At 74.0% G+C, this 12242-nt stretch carries 8 protein-coding genes; all 8 read right to left on the bottom strand.

Going from position 1 to position 12242, the window contains the following annotated elements; genetic code table 11:
* Nucleotides 1–117: 117 nt before the first annotated feature.
* The 8 genes from pgl to tkt all read right to left on the bottom strand — a co-directional run bounded on the left by pgl (nucleotide 118) and on the right by tkt (nucleotide 11942).
* Nucleotides 118–891, bottom strand: a complete 774-nt coding sequence (gene pgl, locus ACGFK0_RS15185; protein WP_392904923.1) for a 6-phosphogluconolactonase — start codon at nucleotides 889–891, stop codon at nucleotides 118–120.
* Nucleotides 888–1925, bottom strand: coding sequence for a glucose-6-phosphate dehydrogenase assembly protein OpcA (locus ACGFK0_RS15180; RefSeq protein ID WP_392904921.1), 1038 nt, complete (start codon nucleotides 1923–1925; stop codon nucleotides 888–890). Before ACGFK0_RS15180 ends, pgl begins: the two co-directional genes overlap by 4 nt.
* Nucleotides 1926–1942: 17 nt before the next feature.
* A complete protein-coding gene (zwf, locus tag ACGFK0_RS15175; protein ID WP_392904919.1) occupies nucleotides 1943–3469 on the bottom strand; it encodes a glucose-6-phosphate dehydrogenase in 1527 nt (508 codons plus the stop codon).
* A 67-nt stretch (nucleotides 3470–3536) separates the two neighbouring features.
* Nucleotides 3537–5228: a hypothetical protein gene (locus tag ACGFK0_RS15170; protein WP_392904917.1), complete on the bottom strand. Its 1692-nt coding sequence runs from the start codon at nucleotides 5226–5228 to the stop codon at nucleotides 3537–3539.
* Nucleotides 5225–6931, bottom strand: a complete 1707-nt coding sequence (locus ACGFK0_RS15165; protein ID WP_392904915.1) for a phosphoheptose isomerase — start codon at nucleotides 6929–6931, stop codon at nucleotides 5225–5227. The genes ACGFK0_RS15170 and ACGFK0_RS15165 overlap by 4 nt, the downstream gene beginning before the upstream one ends.
* A 153-nt stretch (nucleotides 6932–7084) precedes the next feature.
* Entirely contained in the window at nucleotides 7085–8758 is a 1674-nt protein-coding gene (locus ACGFK0_RS15160) for a glucose-6-phosphate isomerase (protein ID WP_392904913.1), read from the bottom strand.
* Nucleotides 8755–9870, bottom strand: a complete 1116-nt coding sequence (gene tal / locus ACGFK0_RS15155) for a transaldolase (RefSeq protein WP_392904911.1) — start codon at nucleotides 9868–9870, stop codon at nucleotides 8755–8757. The genes ACGFK0_RS15160 and tal overlap by 4 nt, the downstream gene beginning before the upstream one ends.
* A 20-nt stretch (nucleotides 9871–9890) precedes the next feature.
* Nucleotides 9891–11942 (bottom strand): transketolase, encoded by a 2052-nt coding sequence (gene tkt / locus ACGFK0_RS15150; RefSeq protein WP_392905146.1) that lies wholly within the window; start codon nucleotides 11940–11942, stop codon nucleotides 9891–9893.
* Nucleotides 11943–12242: the final 300 nt, after the last annotated feature.

The following is a 12242-nucleotide window of genomic DNA, read 5'->3' as shown; positions in this document are numbered from 1 at the left end:
GACGCGGGTTACCTCTTCGTCAGGTTATGCGCGGTTTTGCGGAAGGCATGCGGAAGGAGCCGTACTCTTCGGTTTTCTCTCAGGCGGGTCAAGCCCCGCCCATGCTCGCCGGCGGCTTCAGGATGCGGTGCCGTGCCCCGGCGGAAGCTGAGCGGCGGCCGCCCTGTCCAGCAGGAACAGGGTCCGCTCAAGGCCCCGCGCGCCCGCGGCCGGGGCCTTCACGGGGTCCGTCTCCGACAGGCCCAGCCCGACCGCCTCGGCCTTGGAGCCGCCCGACGCCAGCAGCCACACCTCGCGGGCGGCGCGCAGCGACGGGAACGTCAGCGAGATCCGCGTCGGCGGCGGCTTCGGGGCGCCCCGCACCGCCACCACCGGACGCTCATCGCGCGGCGCCGGCATGCCCGGGAACAGCGACGCCACGTGCGCGTCCGGGCCCACGCCCAGCATCAGCACATCGAACGAGGGCACCGGGCCCCCGCCGCCGGAGCGCGCGGCGGACCGCAGCTCGGCGGCGTACCGCTCCGCCGCGGCCTCCGGATCGTCGCCGTCCGGCCCGTCCGCCGCCGGCATCGGACGCACCCGCGCCGGATCGACCGGGACGTGGTCGAGCAGCGCCTCCCTGGCGCCGGTCTCGTTGCGCTCCGGATCACCGGCGGGCAGGAACCGCTCATCCCCCCACCACACGTCCAGGCGCCCCCAGTCGACCGCATCGCGCGCACCGGTGCCGGCCAGCGCGGCCAGCACAGCCGTGCCGACGCCGCCGCCGGTCAGCACCACCGACGCCGAACCCCGCGCCGCCTGGGCGTCCGCGATCCGCGTCACCAGCCGCGCCGCGGCCGCCTCGGCGAGCACGCCCTGGTCGCGGTGGACCAGGACCGACGGGGCGTTCACGCCTCACCCCGCCCGCCGGACGCGTCCGCGTCCCCCTCGGCGGCCTCCCCGGCCGGCTCGGTCCGCGCCGCCTCCGCCGTCGCCGACAGCGGCTCCTTCGCCACGCCCTCCTGCGTCGACCCGCCCGCGAGGTCCTTGGCGAACCGGGCTGCGGCGTCGCGGTACACCTCGTCGGGATCGAGCCGGCGCAGCTCCTCGGCCAGCAGCTCGGCCATCGGGCGCCGCATCAGCGACACCTGCCGGTCGGGCTGCCGGGGCCGGGACAGCGTCGCCACCCGCCCGTCCGGCCGGTGGATCTGGATGTCGCCGCCGGTCGTCGCCAGCCGTGCGCCCGTGATTCCGGGCCCCTCGGAGACCGCCCGGCCGATCGGGACGCCCAGCCGCACCGACAGCCACGCCGCCAGCAGCTCCGCGCTCGGGCTGTCCGGCTCGGCCGTCACCTCGCCGCCCGTGATCTCGTCGTGGTCCTGGTCGAGCGCGGCGGCCAGCAGCGACCGCCACGAGGTCAGCCGCGTCCACGTGAAGTCGGTGTCGCCCGGGCGGTACCCCTCGGCGAGCTGCGCGAGGGTGCCGAGCCGGTCGCGGGCCGCGTAGGAGTCGGTGACCCGGCGCTGCGCCAGCACCCCGAGCGGGTCCTTGGCCGGCACCTTCGGCACCTTGCCGCCCGGCCACCACGTCACCACCGGCGTGTCGGGCATCAGCAGCGGGACGACCACCGAGTCGGCGTGCTCGGCGAGCGGCCCGTACATGCGCAGCAGCACCGTCTCGCCCGGGCCCGTCTCGCCCATCCGGATCTCGGCGTCCAGCCGGGACGAGCCGCCGCGCGGGTCGCGGGAGATGACGGTCAGCACCCGGCAGGGATGCTCGCGGGCCGCCTCCGTCGCGGCGCGCACCGCGTCGTACTGCGCCGACTCGTCGGTCACGATGATCAGCGTGAGCACCATGCCGACGGCGGGGCCGCCCATCAGATGCCGGGACTGCGTCAGCGCGTCCTGGATCTTGCGGGTGGTGGTACCGGTGAGGTCGATGTTCATGCAGAGCCCCCGTTCAACTAGAGCCGCCGCCAGACGCGCCCGTCGCGCGACATCAGCTCATCGGTGCTGTCCGGCCCGTAGCCGCCGGACTTGTACTGGTCGAGACCCCCGCGGCTCGCCCAGAACTCCTCGATCGGGTCGAGGATCTTCCAGGAGAGCTCGACCTCCTCCTGGCGCGGGAACAGCGGCGGGTCGCCGATCAGCACGTCCAGCAGCAGCCGCTCGTACGCCTCCGGCGACGTCTCGGTGAACGACTCGCCGTAGGCGAAGTCCATGTTGACGTCGCGGATCTCCATCGAGGTGCCGGGGACCTTCGAGCCGAACCGGACCGTGATGCCCTCATCCGGCTGCACCCGCATGACCAGGGCGTTCTGCCCGAGCTCCTCGGTGTCGGTATGCGAGAACGGCAGGTGCGGCGCCTTCTGGAACACCATCGCCACCTCCGTCACCCGGCGGCTGAGGCGCTTGCCGGTGCGCAGGTAGAACGGGACGCCCGCCCAGCGCCGGTTCTCGATCTCCAGCTTGATCGCGGCGTAGGTCTCGGTCCGGGAGTCGGCGGGGATGCCGTCCTCCTCCAGGTAGCCGCGGACGTTCACACCGCCCTGCCAGCCGGCCGCGTACTGCCCGCGCGCGGTGGACTCCGCGAGATCACCGGGTACCCGCACCGAGGAGAGGATCTTGGCCTTCTCGGCGCGGACGGCCTCGGCGCTGAACGACGTGGGCTCCTCCATGGCCGTCAGCGCCAGCAGCTGCAGCAGGTGGTTCTGGATGACGTCGCGGGCGGCGCCGATCCCGTCGTAGTACCCGGCGCGGCCGCCGATGCCGATGTCCTCGGCCATCGTGATCTGCACGTGGTCGACGTAGGAGCGGTTCCAGATCGGCTCGAACATCGCGTTGGCGAACCGCAGCGCCAGGATGTTCTGCACCGTCTCCTTGCCGAGGTAGTGGTCGATCCGGAAGATCGACTCCTCGGGGAAGACGCGGTGCACGGTGTCGTTCAGCTCCACCGCGCTCTTCAGGTCGTGGCCGAACGGCTTCTCGATGACGACCCGGCGCCAGGCCTCCTCCTTGGGCTCGGCCAGCCCGCAGCGCTGCAGCTGCTCCACGACCTGCGGGAAGAACTTCGGCGGGATCGACAGGTAGAACGCGTAGTTCCCGCCCGTGCCGCGTGTCTCGTCCAGCTCCTTGACGGCCATCGACAGCGCGTCGAACGCGCCCGGGTCGTCGAACGTGCCGGGGACGAAGTGCATCCCCTCCGACAGGTGCGTCCACACGTCCTCGCGGAACGGGGTCCGCGCATGCTTCTTGACCGACTCGTGGGCGATCTCCCGGAAGTCCTGGTGGTCCCACTCGCGGCGGGCGAAGCCGACCAGGGAGAAGCCCGGCGGCAGCAGCCCCCGGTTCGCCAGGTCGTAGATGGCCGGCAGCAGCTTCTTGCGGGACAGGTCCCCGGTGACCCCGAACAGCACGAGGACGCACGGCCCGGCGACCCGCGGCAGGCGCTTGTCCCGCGGGTCGCGGAGCGGATTGGCTGGCTCGGTCACGTTGCCCCCTCCGGTGGCACTGCCTTCGACGGCGCCGCGTTGGACGGCACTGTGCCTAGTCGCGCGCTCATTCCCCTCCTCTTGCGGAATCTCCTCTGGCGGAGTCGAGCAACCGGGCGAGCCCGGCCCAGCGGTTCTGCAGGTGCAGCCGCACCACCGGGCGGCCCGCCGCGCGCGTGTCGCGGGCGTCCCCGAGCGCCCGGGCGAGCTGCAGCATGCCGAGCCTGTGGTGCCGGTCCGGGACCGGCACGTCGCGAACCACGTTCCCGGTCACCAACAGGAATACGCCTCCGTCCGGCTGATCATTCCCGCTCGGCAGCCACCCACCGCCCCAGCCGACCGTGACCGGGCGTCCGCAGCGGGCGGCGAGCAGCGCGGCGAGCCTGCGGATCTGCGTGCCCTGCCCGCGTGTCTCGTCCGGGTCCAGGTAGGCGACGATCGCCAGGTGCTCGTCCGCGCCGATCCGCTCGGTCAGCGTGTCCAGCAGCCGCGGCAGGTCGGGCGCCGCCGCCAGCGCCGGGACGGTCGTGTGCACCTCCACGGCGCGGCCCGGGTCGCCGTCGGCGAACAGCGGGTCGCCCGAACCGTCGTCGAGCGTCATCGGGGCCGCGCGGTCGCGCGGCGAGAGGGGGTCCAGCTCCAGCAGGTAGGCGGCGACGGCCGCGGCGTACTCCCACACGACGAGCTGCGCGGCGAGCGGGCCGGTGACGGTGGAGTCGTCCTGGTGCGGGCGGCCGTCGAACGTCACGAGGAACAGGTCGTCGGCGGGGGTCAGCGGGAGGCCGCCGCCCTGGACGACGGGCGTGAGCCGGCCGCGGGCCGTCTCCTCCAGCAGCAGCGCGACCCATCCCGCGATGCCCGGCAGCGCCGCGGGGTAGCCGCCGAGCACGGCCGTCCGCCGGCCGGTGCGGACCGCCCCGCCGAGGACGGCGCCGAGGACCAGGCCCGGATTGTTCTCCGGCCGGGTGAGCGAGGGCAGGACGGCGGTGGCCGCGTCGAGCAGCGGCCCCACCTCGGCGCCGGCGAGCGCGGCGGGCACCAGCGCGTAGGGGGACAGGGCGCCGAACGCGGTCGGGGCGGGCGCCTCGATCAGCGGATGCCCCGCCTCCGTCGCGCGCTTGGCCGCCGCCGCGCCGGGCTCGGCGACGGTGACGAACCGCCGCGCGATCTCGCCGGGGGACAGGTCGAGGTCCTGGAACATCCGGGTGAACACCTGGCGGAGCGTGTCGGTGCCCGGATCGTCGCCGGTGACGACGATCATCGTGCGGTTCAGCCGCTCCGGGTCGTCGCGGATGCGCAGCAGCGGGCCCGGCTCCGGCCCGTCGAGCACGGTGAGCGGTGACACACCGGCGCCGGGCGGGGCGTCGTGCCCGCTTCTGTCGTCGTCCCCGTTCTCCCGGGGCGTCGCCGCGGCCGGAGCGGTGAGCCGGTGCGCCGCGACGATCAGCTCGGCGGCGCGGGCCGGCGCGCCGCGCCCCAGCAGCGCCACTTCGGTCAGCCCGTCCGCGCGGGCCCGCGCGCGCAGCTCCTCGGCACGTTCCAGAACCGCGCGGCCCGGTCCGGGCTGCCCCGGCCAGCACAGCGGACGGCCCTCCAGCCCGGCGGTCGCGGTCGACGGCCACAGGGACGCGTCCTCCGACGCCAGCCGGACCGGCACCTGGTCGATCCACAGCCGGCCCAGGACCCGCTCGGCGGCCTCCCTCAGCGGACCGCGGGCGGTGATGGCCGTCTCCCCCGAGACGACGGCGGTGAAGGTCACGGCCGGCGAGCCCCCGCCACCGACCGCATCGCCTCGGTGAGCTTGCCCGCGCCCTCCACCGGGTCGCGCAGATGCAGCCGGATCACCGGCAGCCTGCGGTCGCGCAGCGCCCGCAGCTCCGCCAGCGCCCGCGCGAGCTGCAGCTTCGCCAGGCTGTAGGGGCGGCCGGGGACGGGTTGCGTGGCCAGCGCGTCACCCGGCGCGGGGTCGCCGGTGATGATGAGGAACGCGCCGTTGCCCGGCCCGTCCTTGTGCACCGGCCCCGTCGCGTGCGGGTACGCCGGGCCCGGCCCGTAGGCGACGGGACGCCCCGACCCGCGCGCCATGGACGGCGCGAGGTAGCGGCCCGAGAAGTCGCCCGACAGGTACGTCATGACCGACAGGTATCCGTCGTTGGGCACCGAGGCGACCAGCCCGCCGAGAACGGTCCGCAGTTCCGCTCCGGGCGGCCACGGGAAGTCGGCGTACACCTCGATGCCGTCCTCGGCGTACACCGGCTGCTCCTCGGTCAGCGGGCCGCCGCCCGCCGTGCGCAGCATCGTCGCCGCGTCGTCCTCGGACTCCTGGACGACGGTGCTGCCCGCCTCGAACGGGTTCACGCCGAGCAGCCACCCGGCGACCGCCGTCGCGTACTCCCACAGCAGGAACTGCGCGCCGAGCGGCGCCCACACCGAGGTGTCGGCCTCGTCCTGCGCCGCCGACCGCGGGTTGATCGACACGCCGTGCACGTCCGGGAAGTCGCCCCGCCCGCCCGGCGGCTCGAACGCCAGCACCCCGCGGCCCCGCTTGCCGGTGCCGACCGCGAGGAGCTGGGAGATCCAGCTGCTCAGCGCCCCCGGCCCGCCCGGCTCGCGCAGCAGCACCTTGTCGCGGGCCAGGCCGCCCGGCCCCTGCTGGGCGCAGCCGCCGAGGACCGCGCCGAGCAGCAGGCCCGGGTTGTCCTCGTCCTTGCCCAGCGACGGCACCAGCGACGCCGCCTCCTCCAGCAGCCGTTCCGCGTCGGCGCCCGCCAGGACGGCCGGGACGAGCCCGTACGCCGACAGCGCCCCGAAATGCCCGGGAAGATACGGGTCGGTCAGCCCGATCCGGTAGCCGCACTGCCGGGCGAAGTCGTGCAGCGGGCTCCCGTGATCGGTGATCACCAGGAACCGGCCCGCGATCTCCCGTTCCGACAGGCCCCGCTCACGGAACGCGGCGGTGAAGATCCGCCGGTAGGCGTCGCCCTCCAGCGACACGCCCGCCTTGCTGGCCAGCACGACCAGCGTGCGGTCGAGCCGCTCCATCGCGAACGTGAGCGCGGCGGTGTCGCTGCCGTCCAGCACGGTCAGCTCGCCCGTGCCCCGGCCTCCCGCGTCCTGCCCGCCCGTGCCCTGCCCCACGGCGCCGGCGGCGACCGCCGGAGCGTGCGCCTCCATGATCGCCTGGGCGGCGAGGCTCTCGGCCCCGACACCGATCAGCACGATGTGGTCGAGGCCCGAGTAGCGCGCCTCCGCGACCAGGCCGTCCACCTGGGTCAGCAGACCACGGGAGGCGAAGGGCAGGTCGAGCCAGCCCAGCCTGCTGTGGTCGACCGCGCGCCGCCCCCACAGCCGCGGGTCTTTGGCGGCGAGCGCGCCGGGCACACCGCAGCTGACGAGGTAGTCCCTCGCCTGCAGCGCCGAGTCCAGCACGTCGCCGCGCGTCAATACGTCGAATCCGGACACCGTTCCCTCCTGACCCCCCATCGTTTCAGGAGAGAATGGACATTGGCGACCTCTCCCTAGATCTTCTTCAGCGCTCCGGGTGAGCACCGCGTCACACGGGCACCGCGTCACCCGGGCTCGCGTCACGCGAACACCGCGAAGGGAGAGCCCGCGTCAGGCTAGCGCCTCGGCCAGCTGCGCGACGCCCTCCGCGCGGTCACGCAGATGCAGGCGGAAGGCGGGACGGCCGAGCGACCGGACCACCCGCAGATCGCCGAACGCCTGCGCGAGCTGCAGCTCGCCGAGGCTGTACGGCCGCCCCGGCACCGCGACGTCCTCCGTGACAGCACCGGTGACCTGCAGGAACGCCCCGTTCCGCGGCCCGCCCTTGTGGTACTGGCCGGCCGTGTGCAGGTAGCGGGGCCCCCACCCGAACGTGACGGGCGCCGGGTTCCTGCGGACCCTGGCGCACCGCGCCGCCAGCAGCGGCCGCAACCCGGCCGCCGCCGCGTCGCCGCGGCGGTCCAGGTACGCCAGGACGGCGAGGTACCCGCCGTCCGGGACGTCCTCCAGGATGACCTCCAGCGCCTCGGTCAGCGTCTGCGCGCCCCGCAGCGCGCCCTCGGCGGCGTGGACCTCCACGGCCCCCGAGACCAGCTCCGGCGGCCTCCGCACGACCGTGGGGGCGGTGCCCTCCTCCGACCGGAGCAGCGCCGCCGTGCTGTCCACCGACTCGGCGACGTCCGGCTCGTCGAACGGGTCGACGCCCAGCACCCGGGACGCCACCGCCGCCGCGTACTCCCACAGCAGGAACTGCGCGCCGAGGGGGCCCGCGACGCTCACCCCCGCCTCGCGGCCGGGACCGGGCTCGTCCTGCCGGCGGCCCAGGATGACGCGCCGCAGGTCGCCGGCCAGTTCGAAGCCGGGCGCGTCGGCGCCCTCCACCACGACCGGCAGCAGGCCCTTGCCGTCCTTGCCCAGCGCGCCGCCGACCAGCTGCTCCGCCCACCCGCCGAAGCCGTCCAGGCCGGAGCCGTGGTCGGCGATGACGAGCTTGTCGCGGGCGCCGAGCGCCGAGGAGCCCAGCGCCGCGCCCAGCGCCAGGGCCGGGTTGTCGTAGGGCTGCCGGAGCGTCGGCGTCAGCCGGGACGCCTCGTCCAGCAGCGCGTCCACGTCGACGCCGGCGAGCCCCGCCGCAACCAGCGCCCGTGCGCCGAGCGCGCCGAAACGCCCGTCGACGTCGGGTTCGGTGTGGATGAGGTGATGGCCGACCTCCCGGGCGGCGCGTTCGAGCGCGGACCCCTCGTCCGCCACGACGACGAACCGGCGGGCCAGCTCCGAGCCGCCCAGCCCCGCCTCGGAGAACGCGCGCCCGAAGACGCGCCGCAGCGACTCCGCCTCGATGCTCTCGCCGACCACGACCACGACCGTCCGGTGCAGGTCGCCGGCCAGGACGCCCGACACCTCGTGCGGATCGGTGGTGTCCAGGACGATCAGTTCCGCCGCCCCCGCGGCGGAACCGGACGCGGACCGGAACATCGTCTCCGCGGCGACCGCGGAACCGCCCGCGCCCGCCAGCACGATCCGGTCGAGCCCGGCGTCGCGGGCCTCGTCCGCCGGCTCGGCCAGCAGGCCCGCCAGAGACCGCGAGGTCTCCGGCAGGCCCAGCCAGCCCAGCCGGCGGGCGGCCAGCGGGGCCGCGTCGGGCCCCCACAGCTTCGCGTTGCCGGACGTCAGCGAGCCCGGCACGCCGTCGGAGACGAGCCGCCCCAGGACCGTCTCGCTCTCGTCGACGACGGTGCCGCGGATGGTGACCGAGATCCCCCCGGCGGTCACCACCGAGGTCACGCGCCGGCCCTCTTGGAGTCCAGCTCGCCGGTGATGGAGTCGAGCAGTTCCTTCCACGACACCGCGAACTTCTCGACGCCCTCGTCCTCCAGCACCTTCACGACGTCGTCGTAGTCGACGCCGGCCTCCTTCAGCGCCGCCATGTGGGCGCGGGCGTCGTCATAGGTGCCCCGGACGGTGTCGCCGCGGACCTGGCCGTGGTCGGCCTCCGCCACCAGCGTCGCCTCCGGCATCGTGTTGACCGTGCCCGGCGCGACCAGCTCGTCCACGTACAGGGTGTCGTTGAGGTCCGGGTCCTTCACGCCGGTGGAGGCCCATAGCGGCCGCTGGGGACGGGCCCCGGCGTCCTTCAGCGCCTTCCACCGGCCGGTGCCGAACCGCTCCTCGTACAGCGCGTACGCGAGCCGGGCGTTGGCGAGGCCCGCCTTCGACCGCAGCGCCTTCGCCTCGTCCGAGCCGATCTTGTCGAGCCGCTTGTCGATCTCGGTGTCCACCCGGCTGACGAAGAACGACGCCACCGAAGCGATCTTCGACAGGTCGTGACCGTTCTCACGTGCTTGCTCAAGGCCGGCGAAGAACGCGTCGATGACCTCGCCGTAGCGCTCCAGCGAGAAGATCAGCGTCACGTTCACGCTGATGCCCTCCGACAGCGCCGCCGTGATCGCCGGCAGGCCCTCCTTCGTCGCCGGGATCTTGATGAACAGGTTCGGCCGGTCCACCAGCCACCACAGCGCCCGCGCCTCGGCGACCGTCCGGCGGGTGTCGCGGGCCAGCCGCGGGTCCACCTCGATCGACACCCGGCCGTCCAGCCCGTCCGTCCGGTCGTACACCGGGCGCAGCACGTCGCAGCCCCAGCGGATGTCGTAGGTGGTGATCGCGCGGGACGCCTCCTCGACGTCCACGCCCCGCACCGCCAGGTCGCGGACCTGGTCGTCGTAGGCGGTGCCCTTGCTCAGCGCCTTCGCGAAGATCGTCGGGTTGGACGTGACGCCGACGACGTGCTTGTCCTTGACGAGCTCCGCCAGGTTGCCCGTCCGCAGCCGGTCCCGGCTGATGTCGTCCAGCCAGATCGACACGCCCTCGTCCGAGAGCTCCTTTAGAATCTCACTCATCGATACTCCTCGTCACGGTCCTAGTTGCCGGTGGTCTCGCCCCGCCCGGCGTGCTTGACACCGGCCTTGATCAGGCTGGCCTTCGCCGCCGCGACGACCCGCTCGGAGGTGATGCCGAACTGCAGGAACAGCGTCTTGTAGTCGGCCGACGCGCCGAAGTGCTCCAGGCTCACCGACTCGCCGGCGTCGCCGACGTAGGCGCGCCAGCCGAGCGCGACCCCGGCCTCCACCGACACGCGGGCGTGCACCCCGGGCGGCAGGACCTCCTGCCGGTAGGCGTCGGACTGCGCGTCGAACCACTCCACGCACGGCATCGACACGACCCGGGTCGGGGTGCCCTCCGACTGCAGCGCCGTCCGGGCCTCCAGCGCCAGCTGGACCTCGCTGCCGGTGGCGATGATGATCACATCGGGCCGCCCGCCGTCGGCGTCCGCCAGCACGTAGCCGCCCTTGGCGACGCCCTCCGCGGACGCGAGTTCGCCGCCGCGTTCGAGCGTCGGCAGGTTCTGCCGGGTCAGCGCGATGCCCGCCGGGCGGTCGGCGTGCCCGAGGATGGTCCGCCACGCCACCGCCGTCTCGTTGGCGTCCGCCGGCCGGACCACGTCCAGGCCCGGGATCGCCCGCAGCGCCCACAGGTGCTCGACCGGCTGGTGCGTCGGGCCGTCCTCGCCGAGGCCGATCGAGTCGTGCGTCCACACGAACGTCACCGGCAGCTTCATCAGCGCCGCCAGCCGGACCGCCGGGCGCATGTAGTCACTGAAGATCAGGAACGTGCCGCCGTACGGGCGGGTCCCGCCGTGCAGCGCGATCCCGTTGCAGATCGCGCCCATCGCGTGCTCGCGGACACCGAAGTGCAGGGTGCGGCCGTAGCGGTGACCGGGGAACTCCTTGGTCTGGAACTCCTCGGGGATGAACGACGGCTCGCCCTTCATCGTCGTGTTGTTGCTGTCGGCCAGGTCCGCCGAGCCGCCCCACAGCTCCGGCAGCACCGGCGCCAGCGCCGCGAGGATCTGACCGGACGCCTTGCGGGTCGCGACGGCGGTTCCGGCCTCGAACTCCGGCAGCGCGTCCTCCCAGCCGTTCGGCAGGGTGCGCGCCGCGATCCGGTCGAACTCGGCCGCCCGCCCGGGGTTGGCCTCCCGCCACGCGTCGAACGACTTGTTCCACTCGGCGTGGTCCGCGCGGCCGCGGTCGCTGACCTTGCGGGCGTGCGCCAGGACGTCCTCGGGGACATGGAACGACTCGGCCGGGTCGACGCCCAGGATCCGCTTGGTCGCGGCGACCTCCTCGGCGCCGAGCGCCGAGCCGTGGATCTTGCCGGTGTTCTTCTTGTTCGGCGCCGGCCAGCCGATGATCGTCCGCAGCGCGATGAACGACGGGCGGGACGTCTCGGCCTTCGCCGCCGCGAACGCCTCGGCGAGCCCGGCGACGTTCTCGTCGTAGTCGCCGTCCTCGGTCCAGTCGACCCGGTGGACGTCCCAGCCGTAGGCCGCGTAGCGGGCCAGGACGTCCTCAGACAGCGCGATGGCGGTGTCGTCCTCGATCGAGATCTTGTTGTCGTCGTAGAGCAGCACCAGGTTGCCGAGCCGCTGGTGGGCGGCCAGCGCGCTCGCCTCGTGGCTGATGCCCTCCTGGATGTCGCCGTCGGACGCGAACGCCCAGATGGTGTGGTCGAAGGGGGACTCGCCCTGCGGGCTGTCCGGGTCGAAGAGGCCGCGCTCGCGGCGCGCCGCCATCGCCATCCCGACGGCGTTCGCGATGCCCTGCCCCAGCGGGCCCGTGGTCGTCTCCACGCCCGCCGTGTGCCCGAACTCCGGGTGCCCGGGGGTGAGGCTGCCCCATTTGCGCAGCGCCTTCAGATCGTCCAGCGTCATCGGGTAGCCCGACAGGTAGAGCTGGATGTACAGGGTCAGGCTGGAGTGCCCGCAGGAGAGCACGAACCTGTCCCGGCCGGGCCAGTGCGGATCCGTCGGGTCGTGCCGGAGGAACCTCTGGAAGAGAAGGTGGGCGGCGGGCGCGAGGCTCATCGCCGTCCCTGGGTGACCGGAGCCCGCTTCCTCGACCGCGTCCATGGCGAGAATGCGGACCAGGTCCACCGCCCGCCGGTCTTGGTCGGACCACTCAAACGTGCTGTTGTCCCTGCTCACGGAACGCCAGGCTCCTCTCGAACTGAATGTTGTACGACTCTGTAGATTGTGCGCCGCCACGGCGGGCACGACCCGCCCCGGGCGCAGCCCACGACGCGATCGGTCTTCCCGCCGGGCCCCGTGCGCCGGCCGCGTCCGCCGCAGGCGAAGATCATGCCGCGCCCCCGGCGAGCCTATCGCGCGGGAGGGCCGCCGCAGGCGGGCACAGGACGCCGCGTCCTCGGG

The sequence above is a fragment of the Spirillospora sp. NPDC048823 genome, from assembly GCF_043198445.1.
In the GTDB taxonomy this organism is placed as follows: domain Bacteria; phylum Actinomycetota; class Actinomycetes; order Streptosporangiales; family Streptosporangiaceae; genus Spirillospora.
Note: the sequence above shows the minus strand (reverse complement) of the source record. Positions and strands in the feature narration are given on the sequence as shown.